General features: G+C 65.1%; 22 protein-coding genes. 10 read left to right on the top strand and 12 right to left on the bottom strand.

Annotated features, from left to right (window positions below):
- The first annotated feature begins 173 nt into the window (after positions 1 to 173).
- Entirely contained in the window at positions 174 to 794 is a 621-nt protein-coding gene (locus tag LQ954_RS14270; RefSeq protein WP_231023810.1) for a YoaK family protein, read from the top strand.
- A 42-nt stretch (positions 795 to 836) separates the two neighbouring features.
- Here the strand turns inward: LQ954_RS14270 and LQ954_RS14265 are convergent, their stop codons facing one another.
- Entirely contained in the window at positions 837 to 2489 is a 1653-nt protein-coding gene (locus LQ954_RS14265; protein WP_231023714.1) for an alkaline phosphatase D family protein, read from the bottom strand.
- Between the two features lie 10 nt (positions 2490 to 2499).
- The gene (locus LQ954_RS14260; RefSeq protein ID WP_231023713.1) at positions 2500 to 4830 is read right to left on the bottom strand and encodes a TonB-dependent receptor; all 2331 of its coding nucleotides are present in this window, start codon (positions 4828 to 4830) and stop codon (positions 2500 to 2502) included.
- A gap of 506 nt (positions 4831 to 5336) precedes the next feature.
- Between LQ954_RS14260 and LQ954_RS14255 the strand changes: the two genes are divergently transcribed.
- The 6 genes from LQ954_RS14255 (at position 5337) to LQ954_RS14230 (ending at position 11806) form a co-directional block, all read left to right on the top strand.
- A complete protein-coding gene (locus LQ954_RS14255) occupies positions 5337 to 6257 on the top strand; it encodes a hypothetical protein (RefSeq protein WP_231023712.1) in 921 nt (306 codons plus the stop codon).
- Positions 6258 to 6292: 35 nt separating this feature from the next.
- The gene (locus LQ954_RS14250) at positions 6293 to 7195 is read left to right on the top strand and encodes a hypothetical protein (RefSeq protein ID WP_231023711.1); all 903 of its coding nucleotides are present in this window, start codon (positions 6293 to 6295) and stop codon (positions 7193 to 7195) included.
- The gene (locus LQ954_RS14245; RefSeq protein ID WP_231023710.1) at positions 7192 to 8550 is read left to right on the top strand and encodes a hypothetical protein; all 1359 of its coding nucleotides are present in this window, start codon (positions 7192 to 7194) and stop codon (positions 8548 to 8550) included. The genes LQ954_RS14250 and LQ954_RS14245 overlap by 4 nt, the downstream gene beginning before the upstream one ends.
- Positions 8551 to 10275, top strand: a complete 1725-nt coding sequence (locus tag LQ954_RS14240) for a hypothetical protein (protein WP_231023709.1) — start codon at positions 8551 to 8553, stop codon at positions 10273 to 10275.
- Positions 10276 to 10310: 35 nt separating this feature from the next.
- Positions 10311 to 11447 carry a hypothetical protein gene (locus LQ954_RS14235; RefSeq protein ID WP_227772122.1) on the top strand — a complete coding sequence of 379 codons (1137 nt, stop codon included), beginning with the start codon at positions 10311 to 10313 and terminating at the stop codon, positions 11445 to 11447.
- A gap of 116 nt (positions 11448 to 11563) precedes the next feature.
- Positions 11564 to 11806, top strand: coding sequence for a helix-turn-helix domain-containing protein (locus LQ954_RS14230; protein WP_231023708.1), 243 nt, complete (start codon positions 11564 to 11566; stop codon positions 11804 to 11806).
- Positions 11807 to 12185: 379 nt separating this feature from the next.
- Here the strand turns inward: LQ954_RS14230 and LQ954_RS14225 are convergent, their stop codons facing one another.
- From LQ954_RS14225 to LQ954_RS14210, 5 genes are all read right to left on the bottom strand, one after another.
- The gene (locus tag LQ954_RS14225) at positions 12186 to 13421 is read right to left on the bottom strand and encodes a cytochrome P450 (RefSeq protein WP_231023707.1); all 1236 of its coding nucleotides are present in this window, start codon (positions 13419 to 13421) and stop codon (positions 12186 to 12188) included.
- Positions 13422 to 13635: 214 nt separating this feature from the next.
- Complete coding sequence (locus tag LQ954_RS16170) at positions 13636 to 13767, bottom strand: hypothetical protein (protein ID WP_269142333.1); 132 nt, start codon at positions 13765 to 13767, stop codon at positions 13636 to 13638.
- A 318-nt stretch (positions 13768 to 14085) separates the two neighbouring features.
- Entirely contained in the window at positions 14086 to 15756 is a 1671-nt protein-coding gene (locus LQ954_RS14220) for a serine protease (protein WP_231023706.1), read from the bottom strand.
- Complete coding sequence (locus tag LQ954_RS14215; protein ID WP_231023705.1) at positions 15753 to 16700, bottom strand: hypothetical protein; 948 nt, start codon at positions 16698 to 16700, stop codon at positions 15753 to 15755. Before LQ954_RS14215 ends, LQ954_RS14220 begins: the two co-directional genes overlap by 4 nt.
- Positions 16701 to 16724: 24 nt before the next feature.
- Positions 16725 to 17312: a glycoside hydrolase family 108 protein gene (locus tag LQ954_RS14210; RefSeq protein WP_231023704.1), complete on the bottom strand. Its 588-nt coding sequence runs from the start codon at positions 17310 to 17312 to the stop codon at positions 16725 to 16727.
- 138 nt (positions 17313 to 17450) lie between these two features.
- On the opposite strand from LQ954_RS14210, the gene LQ954_RS14205 reads away from it, so the two are divergent.
- Complete coding sequence (locus LQ954_RS14205) at positions 17451 to 18218, top strand: hypothetical protein (RefSeq protein ID WP_231023703.1); 768 nt, start codon at positions 17451 to 17453, stop codon at positions 18216 to 18218.
- Between the two features lie 80 nt (positions 18219 to 18298).
- Here the strand turns inward: LQ954_RS14205 and LQ954_RS14200 are convergent, their stop codons facing one another.
- The 5 genes from LQ954_RS14200 to LQ954_RS16345 form a co-directional block, all read right to left on the bottom strand.
- Positions 18299 to 18496: a hypothetical protein gene (locus LQ954_RS14200; RefSeq protein WP_231023702.1), complete on the bottom strand. Its 198-nt coding sequence runs from the start codon at positions 18494 to 18496 to the stop codon at positions 18299 to 18301.
- Positions 18493 to 20466 (bottom strand): ATP-binding protein, encoded by a 1974-nt coding sequence (locus tag LQ954_RS14195; RefSeq protein ID WP_231023701.1) that lies wholly within the window; start codon positions 20464 to 20466, stop codon positions 18493 to 18495. The genes LQ954_RS14200 and LQ954_RS14195 overlap by 4 nt, the downstream gene beginning before the upstream one ends.
- Entirely contained in the window at positions 20463 to 21455 is a 993-nt protein-coding gene (locus LQ954_RS14190) for a toll/interleukin-1 receptor domain-containing protein (protein ID WP_231023700.1), read from the bottom strand. Before LQ954_RS14190 ends, LQ954_RS14195 begins: the two co-directional genes overlap by 4 nt.
- Before the next feature lie 54 nt (positions 21456 to 21509).
- Entirely contained in the window at positions 21510 to 21836 is a 327-nt protein-coding gene (locus tag LQ954_RS14185) for a hypothetical protein (protein ID WP_231023699.1), read from the bottom strand.
- 209 nt (positions 21837 to 22045) lie between these two features.
- Entirely contained in the window at positions 22046 to 22426 is a 381-nt protein-coding gene (locus tag LQ954_RS16345; RefSeq protein ID WP_443026639.1) for a hypothetical protein, read from the bottom strand.
- A 306-nt stretch (positions 22427 to 22732) separates the two neighbouring features.
- Here LQ954_RS16345 and LQ954_RS14180 point away from each other — a divergent pair, with 306 nt between their 5' ends.
- Both LQ954_RS14180 and LQ954_RS14175 read left to right on the top strand, forming a co-directional pair.
- Positions 22733 to 23314, top strand: coding sequence for an ANTAR domain-containing response regulator (locus LQ954_RS14180; RefSeq protein ID WP_231023698.1), 582 nt, complete (start codon positions 22733 to 22735; stop codon positions 23312 to 23314).
- Complete coding sequence (locus tag LQ954_RS14175; protein ID WP_231023697.1) at positions 23311 to 24522, top strand: CmpA/NrtA family ABC transporter substrate-binding protein; 1212 nt, start codon at positions 23311 to 23313, stop codon at positions 24520 to 24522. Before LQ954_RS14180 ends, LQ954_RS14175 begins: the two co-directional genes overlap by 4 nt.
- Positions 24523 to 24644 lie beyond the last annotated feature (122 nt).

Genomic DNA, 24644 nt, shown 5'->3' with positions numbered 1-24644 from the left:
AAGGAAAGACCATCGGCACCCCCGGGGCAAGCCGCTAAACCAAGCGACGAAGCCAGCCCGCCGGTGGCAGAGCGCCGATATGCCTTCCCGGTCTGCGCGAATACATAGGGTCGACAGGGTCTGGGTGGAGTGCGGCGATGCTGCGGTACGATCGCGAGATGCAAGCATTGGCGATGGGATATGCCGCCCTCGCCGGCGCCGTCGACGCCATCGGCTTCCTCAAATCTGGCGGACTGTTTGTATCGTTCATGACCGGGAATTCTACCCGACTTGCGATCGGAATAGCCGAGGCCATGTCAGTGGCGATCACGGCGGCCGCGCTCATCGCGCTGTTCGTCACTGGCGTCATCCTCAACGTCCTGGCCAGTGAAAGCGCGACCATCATTCACCGTAAGACCGCCGCCACCTTGGTTGTTGCCATGCTCCTCGTGACCGCCGCGGGCGTGGACAGCTCAGGGGGCCATCTGCCCGCCCTCGGTTGCCTTTGTCTTGCGATGGGCGCCGCCAATGCAATCTTTAGACGCGAGGGGGAGGTAGGCATCGGTGTCACCTACATGACCGGAACCCTGGTAAAGCTCGGGCATCGTGTCGCAAATAGGTTGCGCGGCTCGGATGACTCGCCGTGGCTGCCTTACCTGCTGCTCTGGCTTTCGCTGGTGATGGGCGGGGTAGCTGGTGCGGCAGGCTTTGCATGGTCACCGAAAGTCAGTCTCTGGTGCGCAGCTGCCGCATCGATTGTCCTCGCCGGCGTGACGACACGGCTCGTGAGGACCGGAGACGTCGCGTCGGGTTGAGTCACGATTGCGGGCGGCAGCCACACCATGCGGTTTGATGCGTCAGAGCTTCTCCACCGGAACACGCGCCGCGCCCGGACGCGCACGATAGGATGCGACCACCTGACGATGGAATGGCTTGGCTAGGATCGTGGACACCGTTACGAACTGCGCCGTCGCCGCCGTTCGCGTAAGGGTCAGCAGGGTATAACCCTTGCCGTCCTGATCACAGAACGCGACCTCCCGATTCACCTCAGCAAGCACGCTGCCAAGCCCCGGGAGAAGCGAACCGTAGGATGGGCTGGTGATCGCCGTCGCGCCGAATTCCGATGCGACCAGGGCTCCACCATCATCATAGAGGTCGTTTGCCCAGGCAGCGTGACTATCGCCGGCCAGCACGATCGGTCTGGAGCCAGCCCGCTTGAACGCCGCATACAGGCGCTCTCGCGCGGCGGGATAACCGTCCCACGCATCGAAGTTGAACGGCAGACCCGCCTTGTACCCTGCGGCGGCCTGCTGAAGCCGCTCGCGATAGACCGGCGGCAGCTTGGCGATCCGGGCTCCAAAGGTGGCAGCATAGGGCTCCGCCGTCAGATCCGGACCAGCGACGCGTGCCATGATCACTTGATTGCCGAGCACTTGCCAAGGCTTGTTCGCACGAACGGACGCCGCCAGCACCTCCTCGAGCCAATGTTGCTGATCAGGGCCGAGCAATTCACGATCCGGTCTGGCGCGCTCCACCATGACGGCAGCAAACTGTTCGGGCCCCGGCGCCCCGCCCTTCACCTCGGCCTGTTTGGAACGCGCAAGCAAGCGCGTTTCTACCATGGCGAGGGTCGCCAGATCGCCGAATTCGAAGCTGCGGTTGATCGCTTCCCATGACCTTCCGCCCTTGGGATCACGGATCGGCATCCACTCGAAATACGCCTGCATCGCCGCTGCCTTGCGGGCTTTCCAATCCCCTTCGGTTGCAGGATCGTGGTTTTCCGCGCCGCCGATCCAGCCGTCATTCGCGACTTCGTGATCGTCCCAGACACAGATGAACGCTGCGCGGGCATGCGCTGCCTGCATGTCGGGATCGGCCTTCACCTGCGCATGGCGACGCCGGTAGTCAGCAAGGCTCAGGATTTCGTGCGGCGGATCGGGTAAGCGCCCGAGCTTGCGTCCGATCTCGCCACCATAACCCTCGGCGCCATATTCATAGATATAGTCGCCAAGGTGCAGAACCGCATCAAGCCGCGGCAGCGTCGCCATATCGGCATAAGCGTTGAACAGACCGCCGGGATAGAGTTGGCACGATGCGACCGCGAGCACGAGATCGTCCACCGCGCCCACCGGCAACGTGCGAAAACGGCCAGTGGGCGAGCGTTCTCCCGCTGACCCGGTGAACCAGTACCAATAGTCACGGCCGGGCTTCAGCCGCGCCACCTCCACCTTCACCGTGTGATCAGCGGCGGATCGTGCGGTCGCCTGGCCCGAGGCGACGGGAGCGCCGTTCGCCGACGTGGCGACATGCCATGTGACCGGAACATCGCCAGCGCCCGTCGCCAGCGTCACCCGAGTCCATATGACCGCGCTATCCGCAGCCGGATCTCCACTTGCAACACCATGGTCGAAGCGGATCGTGGCACCGTCTGCGGCTTGTCCGGCTCCGGGAAGCCCGAGTGCCGCACTGCTGCCAATCAGGGCAAGAGCGTTGCGTCGATTGAGCGTCATTCCCGTGTCCTCAGAAACGGCCGGTGAGCTGGACGCCGTAGAAGCGCGGCTCCGCCGGAATGAAGGTCGGCGTTCGGAAGCTGCCACCGGTGTTTCCGGCGTCAAGTAAATAGCGTTCGTTCGTTGCGTTGCGCACAAAGCCCGCCAGTTCGAAACGCTCGTCGGCAAAGCTGACGCCCGCGCGCGCGTTAACCAGCGTGACGGGCCCTTGTGACAAGGCGATGTTGTTGGGCACTTCAAAGAAGATGCGGCTGCGGTAGGTGACCGTGGGAGTCGCGAAGAAGCGCATGCCGCCACCGAATGGCGCGTTGATGGTGAAGCCGGCTGCCGCTTGCCATTCGGGCTGGAGGCGGAAACGCGCCCCGGAGAAGGTCGAGGCGAAGCGATCGTTTTCGTCGATGCCGCCGTCGATATATCCAAGATTGCTGAACACGTTCAGCCACGACGCGGGACGCACATTGAGCTCGGCTTCCACGCCAAGATTGCTTGCCGTGCCAGCGCTCTGCGTGAGCGATGTTCCGTTGGGCTGGAGTACGCTCACCTGGAAGCCGTCATACTTCTGGTAATAGACGCCCAGCGAACCCGAGACTGGGCCGAGCGCCCCCTTGAGCCCGGCCTCGTAGTTCCAGACATTTTCTTCCGGAACGAGCTGAAGGTTGGGAACCCCGCGACCACTCGCGAGGCGAGCGCCGAGCTGTACCACCGGAGAGCGCCGCCCCTTTGAGATCGTGCCGAAGACGTTCACGTCCGCGTTCAGGCGGTACAGAGCGTTAAAGCGCGGCAGCACTGCCGCATAGGATTGTTGGGCGGTGAAGGTCTGCCCACCGGTATCGATCTGGCCGGGGACAAGCGAGGTTGCGGCGGGGTTCAAGACAGGACGCGGAACGCGGGCAAAAAAGCCCGACTTTCGCTGTTCGATCAGCAGGCGAACGCCAGCAGTAAGTTCAAGCGAGGCGGCGGGGATCCAGGTCGCATCCGCGAACATGGAGTAGCTATCGTTCTCGCCCTGGTTCTCGAATTCCGATGAATAAGGAATCTGGCTGGCCGCGCCGCGAGAAGCCAGCGCGGTGGCCTGCGCTGCGGTGACGACGCCAGCCGCGTTGATACAGCCGAGGCCCGGGATCAGCGGTGCACCCTGAAGCACTGACGCGCATTGCAGGAAGGTGCCTTCCTCCGAGGAGAAGGGCACGTTCTGGTAATTGTCCTCGACAAAGACGTTCCAGCCAAACGACGCGCGCCACTGCGGATCGGCGTAAGAGAAGCGCCCCTCGTGGGTGGCCTGCCAGCCCTTGGCGATCTCAGCAAACTCGAGGAACCAGGCTGCTGAGCCATCGGCATCGAAGACCTCGCGGCTGTCGAACCGGCGGTAGCCATTCACCGTCGTGAAGGTGAAGCCGGGCGCGAATTCATAGCTGGCAGTGAGATTCAGGTCGTACACCTCTCGGTTGAGGCCCAGCCGGTCATCACCAAGCACCTGCGCCGACAGCGGCGAACCACCGAGATGTGCCTTGGCAAACGGGTTGCCGGGTCCAGCCTCTGTCGGCAGCACGCGCGAGATGAAGGGGGTCCCGCCGTTGCGCTGCTGATCATAGGTGCCGATCAGGTCGACGGTCAGTGCATCGCTGGGCGTGAAGCGAAGCGAGGCGCGCACGCCGAGCTGATCCTGCGAATACAGATCCTCATCCTGGCGTGGCGACAAATTCTCGACATAGCCGTCGCGCTTCTTCCACTCGAAGGCCAATCGGCCGGCCACCGTATCGGAGCCCGCATTGATGAAGCCAGACAGCAACGTGGCGTCGTAATTGCCGTAGCCAGCCGTGAGCGCTCCGGAAAAACCCGCGCGGGGACGAGCGGACGTGAGGCTGATCGCACCAACCGCGGAAGCAGTGCCGAACAAAGTTGCCTGCGGCCCCTTGATCACCTCGACGCGCTCGAGATCGTAGATCGCCTGATACGAACCGCGCGAGCGGGAGATATCGACGCCGTTGTAGTAAAGGGTGACGCGAGGGCCCTGCTGCGACGATCCGGAATCCGAGGTGATTCCGCGAATGACGATGCCGGGATTGTTAGCGCTCTGCTCCTGGATGTTGAGCCCGGGGATGTAGTTGGACAGTTCATCGAGATCGCTCACGCCGATTTCCGCCATGCGTTCTGCGGTCACCGCAGAGATGGTGATTGGCACATCGGTTACGCGCTGCTCGATCTTCTGCGCGGTGACGATGATGTCGCCGCCTTGGCTTTCCGAAGTGGCCGGGTCCTGAAGCGCGCTTTGCGCCGGTGCCGGCGCGCTCACGAACGCGGTGGTGGCGAGCAGAGCCGCGAACGAAATCCGATAGGTCATCTTGTCCCCCGAGTTGGTTCCGGGCGGTTGGACAAGGAATGTTAAACGGCGGCGGCGGCTTGGTTACGATTGCGCGACCCTCGTTCATTTTCGGGGACCGGTCGGCCCGGGCCGACAGGATCTGGGGCGGTGGCGTGGCCCTGAACCAACTGGCGATCGGCTGCCTTGCGATCCCCGCGCAACGCGGGTGAGATAAGTCTCGCTGACTTCTCGCACTCTGCACGCCCGCGTAGGTCGGGCTAGCGCTCCCGCAGTTCCTGCCAGCCAACGTCGCGATCAGTCACCCCTCACAAGCTCAGGTGCCGAGATCCGGCCGCTGACGGTTCTTCTTTTGGTCGATTCCTTTGCCGCACCGCCCGTGTGAATGAGCTACCATGAACGGGGTAGTTGGTCAGTGCGACTAGTCCGGTGCCGCCCAACGGAGCGATCCTACTCGTCGACTTCGGAGTCGGCCGAGAGGGTCGGCCTCCCAAGCTCAAGCCGTATCGTGCGGAGGAGCCCAGACCATGTACGAAACCCAGACCTATGGCGAGATGGAGGCCGACCCCTTTGAGCTGAATGAAGCAGACGGGTACGGCTTTATGCAAGCCGAGAGCGAGAATGGCGGCGGCAATGGCGCGCTTGCTGAATATGAATCGCTCAGCGGCGGCAGCGGCGCCGATGGATATGATGGCTTTGATGGCTTCGACCAGGAAGCCTGGGAGGGCGAAAGCTTCGACCAGTTCGAGCCGTTTGACCAGTTCGATCAATTCGGGGACATGGAAGGAGACCCGTTCTTTGGGAAGATCTGGAGCGCGGCAAAGAAAGCCGCCAAGGTCGTGGCTCCGATCGCCAAGAAGTTTGCACCAGCCATTGGCAGCGTCATCGGCGGAGCGCTTGGCGGCCCCGCCGGTGCTGCGATCGGCGGCAAGCTGGGGGGCTTCGTCAAAAACATGGAGTCGGAAGACGAAGGGGAAACCGAGGACGAGCTGAACGCACCCGTGCGCGTGCCTCCCACGGACGACCAGCTCTCGGAGGCAATGGCGGCGGCCGCGGCCCGGTCAACGCCGCTTGACGCCAGCGCGCTCGGTTCCGCGCTGACCGTGACGATTGCAAGCCGGGCACCGCTTCCGGTGAAGGCGGTCATGCCGGTTCTGGCAAAGGCCGGCAGCGATGTCGCCCGGCGTCTCGCCACCAGTCGCGACCCGCGGGCAAAGGCTTTGATCCGGACCCTGCCGACCATTCAGAAGAAGACGGTCGCGACCCTGACTCGCAAGGTCCAGTCCGGCCGGCCAGTCACGCCGCGCACAGCAGTCCGGGTGATGGCGCGTCATGCCAGCCGCACGCTTTCCAATCCCCAAGTGATAGCGAAGGCACTCGCCGACAATGCGACCAAAAAGCGGGGTATCGACAAGAAAGCCGTGGCCGCTGCGGAGCGGTTCTTCTAAACTGGATCCACCCCGTAAAAGTGGGGAGACGAGCCGTGAGAGTCGAGGATGTCGACCGACTGGTGAGTGACGCAGGGCTCGCCCTGGTCAATGCCAGGCATTACGCGGCAACAGCGGCGAACATGACCCCGCGTCAATACGCCGCGCGGCGGCTTGGTGTCACTCGCGAGGTGCAGGGCAATTTCGTCGCCAAGCTGCAATGGCGGCTCGGCGCTCTGGCGCCCATCGCTCCACAACTGGATGGCGCTCGGCGGCAGGCGCTGGGACGGGCGTCGGCGATGCTGACCCACGCGCGTCAGTTGCTTGCGAGCCGGCCCGGCAGAACAGACACCCTGCCGGGCTTGGGGCTGCCGACGCCAAGGGGCAAGGGCAATACCGAGCTGCTGCCCCGAGCGCCGGGCGAACCTGACGAGGAGCTGCGGCCGGGTGCCCGCCAGCGCGGCGGCCTTCCGCCCTCGCGCGAACGCATCCGCGTGGACCGGCTTCGCACCACTCGCGCCCAAATGCGAGGCCAGGCGGCGAGGAGCAAGCGCGACCATCGCCACGCCATGCTGACCCGCTATCGTCGCATGGCGCTCCCTGCCTTTCGCAAGGGCGTGGAAGTGGCGCTGAGCCCGCGCCGCTACCCGCCGCAAATCGTCAACTTACTCATATCCAGCGCGTCCAGCGATTTCGTGCAGATTCTCGGCAAGCTGTTGAGCGACGCCGATGGTTCCTCTTCCCTAACCGAAACGGTTCTGAACGCGGCAATCTCCTCGGCCCTCGCGGTCGCGGCCAATCGTGTCGGGATCATCGACCAGCAAGCGATCGAAGCGGCCGCCAAGCTGATCAGCCAATTCTTGTCCGCCGCCTCCATCCTGCGCGAGCAGGAGAGCGAAGCCCGCAATGTAGGGCGGCCGATCGGTCAATGGCCGAGCGGTCTGGATGTGGCATCATGACCAGCCCTGCCCTCCTTCCGAGCCATGCGCTCGTGGAACGCAGAAGCACGGCGGCAGCGCGCGTCGCTACGCGTCCGACTGCCACGCTCGCTCTTCGCACCCCGCCTGCCGCGCTGACCTATTTTGCTTGGCGAACGGCCGTCAATTCACGTCGGTACGTGAATGGGTTGCGTCCGTTCCGCGCGGGCGAGTTCGGCACCGGCCCATCGTCCCCCAGCGCCGCTCACCTTGATGCGGTGAACCGGATGATCGCCGCCGCTCGGCTGCGCCAGGAGCGCGAGGAACGAAAGCTGGCGATCCATGCGCGTAACGTGCTGACCGGGGGCGATACCGAGCGGGACGCGCTGCTGACCCTCAAGGAGCGCAGCGAAACGCTGGCGCGCGAGACAGAGCAGGTCTGGGAATTTTATCTCAACATGTTCGGGCAGCGCACCGGACCTTTTGCCAACTGGCTGGGTGCGCTCGATCGGGTAGCGCTCGATTGCTACCAGGCCGTCTACCTCGGTCTCGGCCGCGCGCGTTCCATCCCGTCGCCCTCACCGTTCTCCTATATGGAGACCGGCTTCGGCCCTGCCACCTTCCGCCGCGGGGTTCGGCTGGCGCGGCTCGGCCGGCAGCCCAATCCATTTCCACTGGTGAAGGTACCCTATCACCGCTTGCTCAACCCTTGGTCGCTGGGAGCCGTGCCGCATGAGGTGGCGCACAATCTTCAAAGCGATCTTGGTCTTTGGGAAGTGATGCCTGGCCGCATCGGGGCGCAATTCAAGGCAAAGGCTCTGCCGGCCCGTAATGCCGCGGTGTGGCAGCGCTGGCATAAAGAAACCTATGCGGATCTCGCCGGCGTGCTGCTGATCGGGCCCGCGTACGTCGGCTCGCTGATGGACGTGGTCGGGCGTTCACGAGAGTCGAGCGCCGCCTGGAACGATGAGGCAGTCCATCCGACGCCGGTGATCCGCGTCCCGCTCGGGCTTCGGCTGCTCGAGCGGATTGGGTTCGGCGGGGACGCACGGGCATTCCGCCGCGCCTGGGACGCCCTCTACCCGCCTGCCGTCTGGGCACCGATCCCTGATTGGGTTCGCGCCCGGCTGAACGAACAAATCGATGCCGTGCTCGATGCTATCTGTTTTCAGCCGTTTAACCAGTATGGCGGCAAGGCGCTTGCGGATGTCATCCGGTTCGAGCCCAAACACGCCATGCTGGTGCGCGAAGCGGCGGAGCGGCTGCAGGTGGGAATGGACACCGGCGTCCTGCCGGAGCGGTTCTTGATCGCCGCGGTGCGCCAGGCGCTAGCTTGGGGAAAGACGCCGCCAGAGGTGCTGGCGCGCAACTTCTATGCAGCGTTGGGGAGAGGTTGAATGATCGACGCCCCCCTATCCGCACAGGAAACGGACGCACTGCCGCTTTCCGGTTTCCGCGAGGTTCTGGAAGCCGTGTTGCGGCAGATCCGACAGGCGCGCCTGCCGATCGGCAAGCTGCGGCAACGCGGCGACACCCGGTTGCTCGCCAATCTGATCGAAGGGCTGCGGTTGGCCGAGCGACGAGGAACGGAGGCGTTGGCGGCGCTGGCAGACGAGCGACCCGGCGCGGCAGTCAGCCACGCGGTGGAATTGTGCGACGTGCTCCGCGACGGCGTGCTGAGCCGCGACAATTCCGATGACCTGGACCGGGAGCTGCAAGGCGACGGCGCGGCCGGTCAGAGCGCCGCACTCTGGTCACTTACCGAGCGCCACTTCGAGGCGCTGCAGAAGAGCTGCGGCGAACTTGCTGAAACGATCGTGGCGGTGTCGCCCGGCCTGGATGTGAAGGAGGCAATTGTCATGAGCACGACGGACGATCCGGTCGGACGGCAGTTTAGCGACGTGAGCGAGATCGCCGCCGCGGTTGCGCTTCTGGGCGGTGGATCGATGGGGCCGGGGCGTACGTCAGGGCACCGTTTCGACAGGGTGTCAGATCAAATGGCGGCCACACTGGATTCTATCGGTCTTCCGCATGACGGCGTTCAGCTGCCGGCGAGCAGCAATCCGGATGCCGCCCGCGCACGATTAATCGACGCGCTGTCCCGCAATTTCAGTTCGCGGGACAGGGACGGCAACCGCGTATACCAGCGCACTGATCCACAGCCCTTCAGCCGCGACCCCTATGGCTCAAGCCAGCTGCTGCGCGGGCGCGGTCTGGTGAACGCCAACCTGCTCCGTGCCGAGGCGGATGCGCTGCTCGGCATCCTCGATCGCTTGCCCAGTATGGCGCGCTTTCAGCTTGCCTCACCATGGACCGAAGGCTCGGTGGAGCGAGAGGTCATCCGCCGTGAGCTGGACGCCCTTGTTGAGACCGCACGCGATCCGATGGGCGTGAACCCGCCGCGCGCCAAATTCCAGCTCCGCCGGCTGAACCAAGCGATCGGCGACTATCTAGACAATGCCGAGATTGTGGAAGTGGACGGCACCGCCCGCTCCCGCCTTTCCGACGCGCTCGCCAACGCCTCCGGCGTGGAGGAGCAGATCGACATCATGACGAGCTTCCGCGACGACGAATTGTGCGCACCGACCAGCGTGGTGCGCGATGAAGAGGTTCGTACCGAGCTCGCCAACCTGATCTCGCTCCAAGAGTCCATCTGCAAGCGCCTGACCGCCAGTCAAAGCGGTGCGCAGCTGGGCGTCGCCGCGGCGCGGCTGGAGGAATTGCTGACCGCAGCGCTCGCCTCGGCGGATCAGCTCGAAGCCTATCTGGAGCGATCGGGTACCGACATTCCTGAACAGGACGTCCAGCTCGAACCCAAGAGCGACACGGGAACGGTGCGCCTGTCGATCGGCCAGTTCATCCGCTGGGTTCGGTCAGTCGCGCTTGCCTATGCCGGCGCAGAGAACCGCGCCGTCACGCTGCGACGCAATCAGGCGCAATTGCTCGCCGGTGAGCTGGACAGCCTCTCCAAGGCCGCGGGGCGCTTCGCCGAAAGTCGCCGCCTGGGTCTGTCACGGCCGCTGCCACGCATCCAGCTGCTGGAGCTTGCTGGCTATCTCGCGTCGGCAAGCGAGCAGGCGAATGTCCTTGCCGGCAAGCAGGGCAGTGACAGCGACGATTGATCCCATGCGTTGTTCTCGAACCGGAGCCGCACATCATGGCCAACAATCCGCAAACCCTCGGTGAGCTGAACGACCTCCTCGCGAAACTCCAGGCGCTACGGGCCACCATGGTTCGTGACGCGCGCGACGAGCTGGCCAAGACGCCTGCCCAGGCCGAGCTTATCAACCAATATATCAGCGATGCCGAAACGCTCCTGATGGACGCGCTGAAGGCAGTCCCTGGTGCTCCGGAGGACGATGGTGGCCTCGCCAGCCTGATCGGCCTGGGCGATCGTGTCGCCAGCCGGCTGGACGAGGTGCGTCCAGCGCCGCTCGTTCCCACGTATGACGACCAGATCAGCCGCGACCGGCTCACAGCGGTTGCGGACCTATACTACATATACCAGCATGAGCGGGCCGGCGTGTTCCGCGGCGTGCTGAAGCTTCAGCAGCTGTTCCAGTCTGGCGAAGTGCGTTTGTCGGACGGGCCAGGTGCGCTTTCGCTATACCAGTTCGATCGCAAGCGCGTGCTACGCTACACCCAGCGCGAGCGCCGATCCGTGTATCGGAAGGTGTTTGGATATACGGAATCGCTGCCTCCCAGCGGCGCAGAACCGAACACCGCCTTCCATGCGCTGCTGAGCACCTTCTGCCAGCATGTGTCACGCTTCTTCGAGGACAAGCGGGTGTCGGAGGTGCTTCGTCCCGATGGTGGGCGCGAGACGTTCGGCAGCATGGCGGTGGTGCGTCGGTCCGGGCTCGACCTTCGCCACAATCTCAAACAGGTATCCTACGGCCATGTCGCGGTGCTGCGCAGTGAAGTGATGACGCTGTTGCAGGAGGCGTTCGATATCCTTGGCTCGAATGATGTCATCAACCTCTTTGGCGCCGACAACGCGTGGGATGCTCTGGAGGAGATCATGAAACGGTATCTGAAGGAGATACCCGTGACCTCGCAGCGCAGCCGGATGGCCGTGACCGGTCGGGAGATCCTGCGCTGGCTGGCGGAGGATTACCTCCTCAACACAGTGCGGATCGACTTTGAATCGCTGCTCGAAGCGATCGTCGATGCCTGCGACGACTGGCTGACCAGCGCGGAGTCGCTGGGGTTGCGCAATCAGCCCGGACCTGGCCGGGACAATGTGGTGACGTTCAGGCCGGCGGCACGGGTCTCGCGCGGGCTGTCGGCTTAGGATGACAACGGCAATCAGGGACGCGGAACATGCGAGCCGGAATGCAAGTAGCGGGGCAGGAGCCCGCTGATCTGTGGCCTTCCGCCGCGCAAGCGGCCTGGGGTCACCGCGACACAATGCCGGTTGCGCCCCGACACGATGCCCTGCTGACCTCGCTTGACGCTCTTTCCCCGCGCGAGCGGGAGATTGCGGAAATGGTGGCGCGGGGGCTTTCCAATAAGGCAGTCGCGATCCACCTTGGGATTAGCCACTGGACCGTATCGACGCACTTGCGGCGCGTGTTCGCCAAGCTCGACATCAACGGACGTATTGAACTCTGCCGCTTGGTGCTGACCTGCGGGCAACAGGCTCACGGCTAAGCCGATCAAGAGGGTGGTGTGCGTTGTTGTCAGATGGCGCCGAAGCGAATGGAGCCAGACATAGAAGAATGACGAACCGCAAGGGGTCACCGGCCTGCTTTGTTAGGTGTGCGAGCTTTGGTTTGCAGCGTGACCGTGGGACCAAGCACCAGCGCTGCACAAGAAACGGGCGATGTAGAACCGGCGGAGGGTGCCAAAGGCCCAGTTCAGCTCCGTCCTCGGTGCAGCGTGCGTAGTGATGACAGCCGCGGACCCCCTCACCGACCACCCGAGGCTTCACTCAAGTCTCGAGATGGTCTTGCTATCGGCTATCCTCCTAAGCGGTCCGCCTCGCCCGTAAGTTGGGAGGCTGGCGAAATGCGCCGGCCGCTCCGAGCGGTCACGCCGTGACCATCAACTCCTCCATTCCGCGGAAGAACGGCAGCGTGCGCCAGGCGGGCACCGCATCGGCATCCACCATGCGCAATTCAGGAAAGCGCTGGAACAACTTCAGCAACGCAATCTGACCTTCCAGTCGGGCCAGAGGTGCGCCGATGCAGATGTGGCTGCCGCCGCCAAAGGCAAGGTGGGGCGGGCGCTTGGCGTCGATGAGAAACCGGTCCGGTTCTTCGAAGATCTCAGGGTCGCGATTGGCCGCACGTAAAACGGTCGATACCACTTGGCGTGCGGCAACGGGACAACCGCCCACCACCACGTCCTCTCCCATGATCCGCTGCGTCATATCGACGGGGCCTTCGTAACGGAGCACTTCCTCGACCAGCGCGGGGGCGAGCGCGGGATCGGCGAGCAGTTTGTCGCGCTCGCGCGGGTTCAACATCAACAGCCGAGCGCCATTGCCAATAAGATCGGTCGTCGTGAGATTGCCGCCAACAAGGAGGGCAATGAGGTTTACTGCCAGTTCGTCCTCATTGATGTCAGCGCCCTCGGCCTGAAGCGCGACCATGTCGCTGATGAGGTCGTCGCACGGGTGATCCCGCCGCGCCGCGATCACCTCGTGGAAATAGGCGTGGAGCGCGGCACGACAATGTTCCAGCGTCGCCGTCTGCTCGGGTGAGCGGAACGGGTTTAGCCCGAGGATCACCCCCTCAGACCACGTGCGAAAGTCGGACAGCCGCTCATGATCGACACCCAGAATGACCGCAATCGCCTCAACCGGGATCGGCACGCAATACGCAGCCATGAGATCGAAGGGCTGACCCGGATCAATCGCGTTGAGCGCCGCGTCAACAACTGCCTCCACGCGCGGCCGGCAGGTCCTCACCCGCGCATGGAAGGCGCGTTGCAGCGGTCGCCTGATGCGTGTGTGATCGGGATCGTCGAGCTGAAGGATAGATACAACTTCGGTCCGCGGTATTTCTGTCGGCAGCTGCGCAGCCTGGCGACGCGCCAGATGGGCGCCTTCCTCTGCCTTCATGCCGTCACGCGACGTGCGTCGATCGATGAGGACACGACGCGCGTCGGCGTAGCGGGTGACGATGAAGGTACCTGCTTCATCGTCGCGAGCCACCGGGCAGTGATGACTTAACGGACGTAGCACTGCATGAGGATCGCGTTGGTACGCCGGGTTCATCGGCGTCAATGCGATTAGTGACGCGCGCAGGTCTTCGCCGCTCATGCCGCCCTCTCCTGTTTCTTAGCAGCGTAACAGGTACGCGCGGCAGGGAAAGAGGGGCGACCCGCCAGCTGGACTCAACTTAGTCGCGTGAACACGATCCCGTGAGCGGCGCGACCCCACGTGCGCCGAGTTGCGTCCCGGTAAGTGTGTATGTCGGCACACGGGTGAAGCATGTGCCTGACGTCCCGGGGGAGGCCTCTCATTTCCAAGGTGTTCACGCATCAACCGCCATCGGCAAGAAGGATTGCCCCTGCTTCTTCCAGCAAGGGTCGATTGACGGTCCGACCAGCAGCATCTTGCCTGTGACGCCGGCCCGCTGCTTGCCGGCGAGAATCGCCTCGATCACTTGCGCTGACGGAAGGCGAGCCTGACGACGCGCTTGAGATAGGTCGCGCCGACCTTTTCGCGTGCACCGTTGTAGTGCTGGAAGGCCCCCGTCGCGCGTCACCGACACCACCGAATTGTGGACGTTCAAGCGCGAGCCGCAGGGACAGTGGCACCTGTCGGCGATCCAGCAGATCTGAGCCACTGGTGCAGCGAAGGTGACCCGGCTCGAGAACGCCGCTCGCCTGAGCCTGTCGAACCACACGCCCGGAGCGAGTGTCTGTCGGCGTTGCTCTGGCGATTGGGACGGGATGAAACCCTGTCCTGCGCAACATGGCGATCACCCTCGCGCTGCCATGCCCGCCGCCGCTTCCTTCCGGATAGCGTCCGCGATACAGGCGACGGAAATCGCCTCGTTCGCCCCATATTCGCCGACCACGCCGTTCAGCCTTGGCATGCCGCTTCGCCCGCCCTTGTGGTGAACGGCGATCACCTCCCAACTCCCATAGTTGAAGACCGGGCTGCCGGAGCTGCCGCCCTCAGTCGGCGCGCGGTAATGCACGCGGCATACGCCCTCGATTTGCGGCCGGCCGCTTGTCGGGCCCTCATGGTCCAGCAGTTCATTGTCCTGGAAGGAAAAGGCGAGGTCGCGCCCGCCGGGATAGCCGATCACATAGACGCGCGGCACCGTGCCATCGCCCAGCTCCTCCGCGCGGAGCGGCAGCTGCGTGTTGGTCCTCAGCGGCCGCACATTGGGCACGCGCTCGGCCAGCCGAAGCAATGTCACATCGTGGCGCTGATTGTCGGATGACCAGAGGATCTCCGCCACCTGATAGGGGGTGCTGTCCACCGCTTCGAACACCACCTCCGCCTCGTCGGGCTTCAGCGCGCGCTGGCGGGTGTTGCGGTCGACGAACTCGCCCGCGGCGTTCACCACGTGATAGTTGGTGACGATCAGCTGATCGTCCAGCGTTTCAAGCCCGAAGGCGGCCGCGGTGGTCAGAAAGGCTGTGCCGACGCGCTGCCCCGTCACGTTGTCTCGCACGGAGGCGACCGCCTGCGCCCGTTCCATGCCGTTCTTCCACCATCGGTAGGATTGAAAGCCGGCATTACCCAGCACCGCCTCGAACCGCCCGGCCTTGTCCTTGTCATCCGCCGCGTTGAGCCGGGCGGTTTCCGCCCGCACCTCGTCAACGGACAGGTCGGCGGCGCCGTCCGGTTCCTGCGCCATGCGCACGTTGAGCGCGGCGACCAGATCGCGGCCGCCGCTGCGCCCCTCGATATTCCAGGTCCGCAGCAATTCGCGCAGCGTACTGCCGATCTGAAAGGCACTCGCCCCCTTGTCGGTGAGGAAAACCTTGAAGCGCTCCTGCGCCGCTTGCCAGTCACCCAGCGCAAGCGCCGCCGTGGCCGCCGATGCGCTTTGCCAGGGGCTGCGCTGCTCCTCGGGTAGAGCATCGACATGCGCGAGGATGTCGCGCGCGATCGCCGCCGGATCCACCGGCACCGGCCGGCCGATCTCCCGCGCCTTCGCCGACAGGCCGAGCAGGTTGACGCCCTGCCACGCATTGGCGACCGGATCATTTTCATAGGCGAAGCGATAGGCGGTCAGCGCGTGATCCAGCGCCCAGCCGGCCAGCGCCGCATCATCGCCAGCGTCGAAGAACATCTCCTTGAACGCGCGCCCGATCAATCCCGCCGCCTTCGCGCGTTCGGGATGATTGGGCGGCAGATCGTCTCGCAGCCCGCGCAGCACGTCGATCGCCACCGTGGGCCGGCCGCTCTCGATCAATGCCTGGCCGTAGAGCCGCCGCGCACGCACATGAGCGGGATTTCGCCGGCGGATCTGTTCGGCAAGCTGCTCCACCTGCACGAAGGCGCGTACCGCGCGGAGCCGGTCCAGCAACGCGACCGCCTCGTTCACCGTTTTGTCGTCACTCGCCGCTTTCAGCCGCGCAATCATCGCGTCCGTGGCGTCCGGAGGATCGAATGGCTCGGTAGGATCGGTCATGCCGCTATTCCCAAAAGGATGCGCAGCGCACGGCGCAACGCCGGCTGGCGCAAATATTTGGTGCCCGAGTGCCGCCAGGCGCCGTCATTCTCCACCACCAGATCCTCCACCAGCCGCTCGCCACCCGCCTTGAAGTCATTGGCGAGCGACGGATCGAAGCCGCAGACCGGGTCCAGCCGATCGAATAGGTTGATCCATCCGCCGCGCAGCCGCTCGTGAGGGAAGCCGTCCTCGCGTGACCATTCGGGGGCGAGCTGGTCCTGCACCTCGTCCAGCCCCAGTGGGCTGCCGATCGTGATGAGCCCGTCGATCGCGGGGCAATCCGCCACCCGTTTCAGGCAGTCGTAAGCGATGACCGTGCCCAGGCTGTGCGAAACGACGACATGCGGCGACGACCGCGAGGCACCCAATGTCGCGACCGCCCGGTCACGGATCGTCTTGCGGATCGGCAGCGGCGGCGGGCGGCCGGGCGGGGCGTAGGGCGTGTCGAACAGATAGTGGTGCACGTCCCGCAGATAAGCTTCCAGAAAGCGCTTCTTCAGGAACCAGGGCAGCGGAATGCGCTCCAGCGCCGCCGGTGGGGCATCTTCGGCCGCCATCCCGACCGCCTCGTCCACCATCGCCGCGCCGCTTACCGCCGTCATCTTCGCGCGCAGCCCGATCAGAAAGGCTTCCTCCTCGACGCTTTCCGGCCGGACGGGCGCCACGTCACCACCCGCATCAATCGCCGCCGGGCTGTTTTCCAGCACGCCTTCATAGGCCGCCAGATTGTCGTCCGGCGCCTCATAGAGCAGGTCCGCCCAGTAAACGACGTCGCTGGTGATGCCGAGATCGCCAAGCAACAGCCCGTCCGTGCCGTCGCCCACCGCCGCGCGCCAGAGGCGGAGTAGATCCCTGGCCGGGGGCTTGTTCGAAATACCGTGAATGAAGGTGATATGGGGCATGGGCCCGGTGCTCCCGCGCGATGCTCAGTCCAGCAGCGGATCCCCGCTTTCGTCCTCGGGCACCCGGGCGATGTAATCGGCCTCGCCGAAGTCCACCACCGCGCCCACGCTTTCGAAACCAGGCAGCCCGGCCGCCCCGCGCAGCGCGTTCAGTCGGTTCATCCAGCCTTTCAGGAAGACCCTCTGCGACGGCTTTTTCGCCACGATGGCGTGGTAGAAGCGCTGGCGCCGGTCGCAATAACGCGCCACAGCGCCGCCATCGGCGCGCTCCACCGCCCTGCGGGTATTCTCCCCGAAGTCCCCGTCCGGCACGGCGCCCACCGCATGTTGCAGGAACTTCACCGCCCGGCCCGGCCCCATGTTCACCGCCGTGTCGAACTGTACCAGATCGAGATCGACCGGCAGCAGGTCGCAGCGCGGCGGCACCCAATAGCCCTGGCGATAGATGGCGTTCATCTCGCCTTCCCCCAGCTGCCGGACGGAGCGGGGCTCCAGCCCCTGACGCGTGCGCCAGCGATCGTAGACCGCCTGCGTCACCCCCTTGTTGGTTGCGCCGCCCGGATCGGCGGGATGGTCCACAAATCCGCCCTCCCATCGCAAGATGAACGGCATGGATCGCATGAAACCGTCGGTTGACATGTTAACCCCAGCGGATTTCTCATCTACCACTGTCCGCCAAGTCCAAGTGATTTGCAAGTGTTGCGGCGGCATGGTTATTTGCGTTCACCCATCTGGCTAAGGAACTGTTCTATGCTGAAAAGCAGTCCTGTAAAGGTTCGCGACTATGTTCGCGCGCTCGACTTGCCCGAAAGCGGCGCTTTCTTGGAAGGTGTTGAAAGTGTTCCCATAACGGGCGCTGGGCAGGAAGCGCTGGCCATCGGCACGCAGCTTACCGAATTCACCGCCGCCGTGCCCGCCGACCTGCGCCACCGCGTGGCGGACACCATGTTGCTGGCGCAGCTTGCCGCCGACAAGGCGATGAAGACGAGGCCGGATGCCGAACCCTTCGCCTGGTACGACAAATATTCGGAGGTATTGCAGACGGTCGGCTGGCGGCTGGCGGATATGGAGCAGGTCGAACGGCGGCTGGAGGAGCAGGGCGGCGACGTGCACCGCGCGATCATCCCCGTCGTCACCGCCGCGCTGGCGCCCGGTGCCGCTGCCGCCTCAATCGTGCTCGCCGTGTTGAAAGGGCTGGGCGACATGGACGAGGATGCGCCCTGGATCACCGTGTTCGATCGGTCGAGCGCCCATGCGCGCGGCGCCAAATTCCAGGTCGGCCATGTCGATGTGGACGATGTCGGCAATCCGCAGATGACGCTGGTGTGTTTTTCCATCGACGCCAAGCGCACCATTACCCAGGTGCTGTTCTTCAAGTTCAAGGATGGGGAAACCAAGGTGCGTCAGGCGGTGCGCAAGCTCAGCAGCACGCCTGCGCATCTGGCGCTTGCCGGTGACGAGATCGCGGAACGGGTGCGCCCGTTCATGGTCGATTTCGTGCGCGCGATCGACATCTAGGCGCCCCCAGGGGCCGGGAGGACAGGCCGGGGCAGTACAGGCGTTGGCAGGGAAGGTGCGGATCGCTTCATCCGCCCCGGTCAGCCGACGCGCCCCCACACCGGGCCATATGGCGTGCCGCAGAAGCAGGATACGCCCATCGGCGCGTAACTGGGCAGCCAGCACCAGAATTGCGGCGTGAAGCAGCGGTTGCCCATCGGCTGCGCAGTGGAATCGGCGCCAACGGTCAGCGCGGCGATGGTGGCCGCCGCGATCAATCCAGGGCGGATCTTCCTCATTTCTTGTCTCCGGATTGCGGCGCCCTAGCCAAGCCTGGAACGCCGCCGATGAAGGGGGAAAAGGCCGTTCCGGTGGGCGGCGCTGCTTGCTGCGGAAGGACATTGGCCGCCCGCGCGTTGCGCGCGAGTTCCTGCAGATAGGCGCGTTTCTGCCGCTCGTAGCAGGCCAGTTCGACCGTATCCCCGCCGGAAGCGCCGGCGCAATAGCGGCGTGCCATCGCCTCGGCAGAATCCAGCTGGATCTTGTACAGTTTCGACAGTGCGGCCGCAGCCTCAGAGTTTTCCTGCTCCGCCCGGGATTTCTCGTCGACGGCCCTCAAGATGAGCAGCATCGCCACCAACAGTGTCAGTGCCACAATGCTGACGGCAAAAATGCTCACCAGCCGCTGGTTGCGCCGGAGCCGGGCCACCAGATCCTTTTCGCGCTGCAAGTTGCGATCACTGGCGGCCATCAGATCGGCGACGCTGGCCCAGTCCCCGGTGGAGCCGGCGCCGAGCACCCCCTGCGGCGAGTGCCGGGCGATCCATCCCGGGCGCTTCTGGAGGTCGCGATACCAGGGCAGCCGCTGCTCGGTGGCGGCGGCGCCGAGCACGATGGTGTCATCCTGCGCATGGCTTTGCGCCTGGATGGCGAGCGAGCGCCAGATCATGCCGTCCTGGAATTCACGATAGACGAGGCCGCGCGCGCGCAATTTCCGGTCGAACTGGCTGTCGGCGACCCGCTCCCACTGCCGCAGCAGCGCCTCATGGCTGACGCTGACGATCGCATCTTCGTCCAGCGGATCGGGCGGGAACGGCATGACGAGGCTGGCGGCGCGCGCGCGGAACGCGTCAAGAATCGCGCAGACCGTCTCCCTTTCCGCGCCCGTTTCCGCCATCAATTGCCGCAGGCTGACCGATCGCCGAATGATCCGCCCGTCGGAATCGAGATCGCTGAGCGAGCGAAAAATCCAGTCCGCCGCCTCGGCGCGGGAGGGGTCGTCGCCCACCGCCACCGCCAGCGTTTCGTCCGCATGGCGGGAAAGGGCGTGCTCCGCGCCGCCTACCCCCGCCAGTGCCGCCCCGTTGACCCGGCCGTCTTCACTGGCATGCCAGGCGCGCATCAAGGCGTGCTGCAGGATCGGCAAGCCGTCGATTTCCCGCGAGATGACCGGCATGAGGAGGTCGGCCGCGCCATCCGTCACCGAGCCGCCTGCCCGCCGCGCTGGTTCGTGGATGGCGCGGATCAGCCCCACGGTGGAAATCCGCGGCAGCAGATACTGGCAGCGGTTCACCGCCTCGGCGAACCCGTCCCATATTGCGCAATGGCCCAGGTAATCCGACCGCATCGTCACGATCACCGACAGGCTGCGCTTGCCCAGCGCGGTACCCTCGGGCGCCGGCTCGCCCAGTGAGATGAGAAAGTCGATGACCCGGCGCACCTCAGCGGCGGAGCCGGTGCGGTTGACGGCGAAGATCTCTTCGAACTGATCAAAGACGATGCACAAGGTAGCGTCGGCAGCGGCGGCGATGGCCCCGATATCCTCCGCCCAGTCCGGGCTGACGGCGAGCAGGGTGGGCCAGGGCATGTCGTCATCGCCTAGGTCGGCCGCATCAGCCGCCGCTTCCTCGTCCCGCTCACGCGGGAATTCCAGTTCCAGCTTGCGCGCGAGCGCCTGAAGCGGCCCGCCGGGATCGCCAGGGCGGACGATGATGATCCGGGCGTCCATCGAGTTGGCCATCGCGTCGAGCCGGAAGACCGGGATTACGCCGGCGCGCACGACCGAGGACTTGCCGCAGCCGGAGGCGCCATGGACAACGACGAGTTGGCGCTCCTCCAACAGCCCGGTGATTGCCGCAACCTCGCCCTCGCGCCCAAAAAAGACGCGCGACTCCCGCTCGCTGAACGGGCGCAGCCCCGGATAGGGGCAGACCGGCGCGATCGTGTCGCGCGTCTCGGCCTGCGGCGCATCGATCGCGAGAACACTCATGCTTCGCGCAGCGCTCCCCTCAGTACCGGTAGCCAATCGCCCTTCAACGGCACGCGCGGCAGGTGAAAAGCGTCGCTTTCCGGCGGTGGCTCATCGAACAGGTCGAGCAGCGCCCAGGGGATCGCCTGTTCCTTATCGCGATACAGCTTGCGCCGGGACAGATAAGCCGCCTTGATGCGGCGCCCGATGTCGTCGTCCACGCGGCTGCGCAGCAGAAGCAGCGCCTCGCACCCGTCATATTCCTCTCCGTTCACCACCGCCGTGGCGGGCACGGGCGCGCGTTGCGGCCAGATGATGCTGGGCACCGCCCTTAATTGCGCGCTGCACCACATCCATTGTTCGAGATCGGCCTGTTCCGCCTCGAGGAAGATCACCGGCTCATCGGGCAGCTTCTGCGAGCGAACATAGGCCTCGCGCGCGCTGATCCTCTTCTGCATCGCAGTGATCTTGTCGGCGATCTCCACGACGGCCCGGTTGATCGGAGTGACGAGATCGGCAAGCGATCCGCTGAGAATGAACCCGGCCATGTTGATCGGTTGACCGCGCTCGTCGCAGAAATCGATGAACAACCGGGGCTTGGCGTCGGTACCCAGCAGCGCGGTCGGCCACTTGCCGTCTCTGACCTCCTGCATCCGCAGGATACAGACGTGATCGGCGAAATTGGCCTCCGTCAGCCCTTCACAGAACCAACGCAGCTCCTTTTGACAATAGTCGGACGCATAATGATCGCTGACCATGGCGACAAGGATGCCGGATCGCTGCACAGCGGATTTGAGCTCCCGGTCGAGATCCTGCCCGCCTCGCAGCACGTCGCGATCCAGAAAGGCGTTCAGCCGCACATCGCCGCGATTGAACCGCTGGCTCAGCAGCGTCCCGATCGTGTCCGCGATCTTGCGCGACCATTCGCGCATGTGCTGGTCGCCAGTATCGCCCGCCCAGGCGTAGCTGAAGAAGACATCATAGTCGTAGGCGTCACCCAGTACTGACATCGTCTCCCCCAGATCCTGCACCCGTCAATCGGCGTTATGCGCGCTCCGCCCTTGTCATTCGCTGTCCAGACATCCCAACGCCGCCACATAGGAGCCGCCTTGCTGCTCCCCGGCTTCCCGGCAGCGAGCCTTCTTCTTCTTGGAAGCCGCCGGCCAGCGCGCGGCCAGATCCGCCTTCGCCTGCGTTTCCAGCAGCACGCACCCTTGCTTGTCGGCGATGGGGGCGCAGGACTTCGCCAGATCGTAGCGGGGGAAGCCCACCTCCGGTGCCGCGTGCGCCGGAGCGGGGGCCAGCAACAACAGCGCCGCACTACAAGGTAGCGCTCGGCTAACGGCCCTGATCCTTCTCAAACCGGAGAAGCCTGCAACAATCACGTCCAACGCCGCCTCCTGCAGCGGCAGGATAGCGCAATTACGAGTGCGATAGAAGAGGCACGACTACTTGGCGGGCTTAGTATTCTCCAGCTTCGCCAGGGATAGCAATGGCACGGTGGACTTGGTTACGTGACTTTTGTGGCGAATTATGGGATATCAGGACTGGCACATGAGCCGGACGGCATTTCGCTCCATTATTGCGTAGTCCTTCTTGATTACGTCCGGGGCGGTGGCGATTGATGCGGTTCGCAGAGCGGGAAGCGTGAGCGTGCCCGGCGCGCCTGGCGCGATACTTTGACAGCCCGAACCTGCCGAGTCTGTTCCAGCCGCGCGGCGTATCGGTAGCGGCGAGGTTTCAGCGCCGGCCGGCTCCGCATAGCTGCCCTCCAGCTCACCCGTAGCCAGAACAGGTCGGCGCCGGCCGCCAGCAGCTGGAAGCGGTAACGATGCGGCTTGTCGCCCTTGGACGGGCGCGGACCGTACCAGCCCAGGGTGCGACGGGTGGTCGCGCCTGGCATGATGCCATCGAGCGCGCCGCCGGTCAGCCGATCACGCTCGCTCAGGCCAGCCGGAAAGGCCGTGGTCGTCGCCGGGATGTTTCAGAGCCGTTACCATCGCGCGATCAAGGGAACCTGAGATGTCGCTGCTCACAACACTGCCCCCTCAGCCAACGTCTATTCAAGCAACTCAAGCTGGCGGCGTTGCTACGGAAGGCGCCACTCGCTGATGCGAAGCGCGGGAAGAGCGGGGCCCCCGACATTGGGGCGATCTGAAAGGCGGTGACACAGCGATGCGGTCCGTGGCGGTAACAGGGTCGATCAGCAGGCGGCCCACATAGATTGCGTCAGCCACACCTCGCACCCGCTGGCGTCGCCACGCGAGGCCATGTACGGCAGGAGATCGTGAGGATCGCGATCATCGACACCAGCACCACCCGCGCGGCGATCATTTCCGAGGGGCTGCGCGATGCTGGACTCACCGATCTGGCGGTGATCGATCCCACCGGGCCGCTCGTCGCGCAGATCGAGGCGTGCGCGCCTGAGGTGGTGCTGATCAACCTGGAGAACCCCAGCCGCGATCTGTTGGAGGATTTCTTCGCCGTGTCGCGCGCGCTCGATCGGCCGATCGCGATGTTCGTCGACCAGTCGGATGCGCAAGCGACGATGGCGGCGGTGGACGCGGGCGTGTCGGCCTATGTCGTCGATGGCCTGGCACGGCAGCGGATCAAGCCGGTGCTCGACTTGGCCGTACGGCGCTTCCAGGCTTTTTCGCGCTTGCAGGCCGAGCTGGCGGAGGCGAAGTCCGCACTCGCGGACCGCCAGACAATCGACCGCGCCAAGGCGATCTTGATGAAGCGCCGCGGGCTGGACGAGCCGGCCGCTTACGCGCTGCTGCGCGGCCATGCGATGAAGTCGAACCGCCGGATCGCCGAGGTGGCCGAGGCGATCCTCACCAGCGAGGCGCTGATGGGAGACCTTTCGTGAGCGCCGAGACCTTCCGCATCGGCTTTCTACCGCTGGTGGATGCCGCCTTGCCGATTCTGGCGCAAGAACTGGGCTTCGCCGCGGCGGAGGGCGTGACGATCGAGCTGGTCCGCGATGTCACGTGGGCGACGGTGCGCGACCGCCTGCTCTATGGCCATACCGATGCGGCCCACCTCGTTGCGCCGCTCGCGATCGCCACGACGCTGGGGCGCGACCGGCCGGCAGTGCCGCTGACCGTGCCGTTCGTGCTGGGGCTGAACGGAAATGCGATCACTTTCTCGACCGCACTCGGCGAAGCCTGCGGCCTTGGCGACACGCTCGGCGATCCGGCAGCAATCGGCGCGGCACTAAGGGAGGTGGCAGCGGAGCGGCGCGCGGCGGGGCGCCCGCTGCGCTTCGGCGTGGTGCATCGTTATTCAAGCCACAATTACATGCTGCGCTATTGGCTGGCGGGCATTGGCATCCGCCCGGACGAGGAGCTCACAATCACCGTAACGAGCCCGCCGTTCGCCGCCGATGCGCTGGCGGCGGGCGAGGTGGACGGGATCTGCGTTGGCGAGCCGTGGAATTCGATTGCGGTTGATCGCGGCGTTGGAAGGATCGCGCTTGCGACTGCGCAAATCTGGCGGCGCGGGGTGGAGAAGGTGCTCGCGCTTCGCGCCGACACGGCGGCAGCGCGACCCGCCGCGGTGGCGGCGCTGATCCGCGCTCTGCACGCAGCCGCCGAGCATTTCGTGCGGCCCGAGACGGCGGCGGACAGCGCAACGCTGCTCGCCCGGCGCGAGTATCTCGACGCCCCCGTGGATGCGATTCTGCGCGCGATCACCGATCGTATCCGCCTCGTGCCCGGCGGCACGCCGGTCCATTATCCCGACTTCATGTTCCAGCATCGCGAGGCGGCGAACTTCCCGTGGCGCAGTCAGGCGGCGTGGCTCTATTCGCAGATGGTCCGCTGGGACGGGCCGGCCTTTTCCGAGGAGGACGCCGCCACCGCGCAATCGGTGTTCCGCCCGGACCTGTATCGCACGGCGCTGGCCGGCTCAAACGCGCCACTGCCCAATGCCAGTTCCAAGCTGGAGGGCGCGCTTCACGAACCGATCGGCGCGGGCTCGACGCAGGGGCGGCTGATGCTCGGCAGCGACCGCTTCTTCGACGGCCGCGCCTTCGATCCAGAGGACGTTGCGGGTTACCTCGCTCGGCTGCCGTGATGTGCTGCGGCTGCGAAAGAGGCTTGTGCGCGGGGCGCGAATCAGGCAGCTTACTCCTCGTTCGGCAATGATGCCGGGCACGAGATAGCAGCGTACCGCCTCTCCAGCGCCGGGGAGGCCCA

The sequence above is a fragment of the Sphingomonas sp. IC-11 genome, from assembly GCF_021043365.1.
Taxonomy (GTDB): domain Bacteria; phylum Pseudomonadota; class Alphaproteobacteria; order Sphingomonadales; family Sphingomonadaceae; genus Sphingomonas.
The sequence above is the reverse complement of the archived record's forward strand: the minus strand, read 5'-3'. Positions and strand labels throughout refer to the sequence as shown.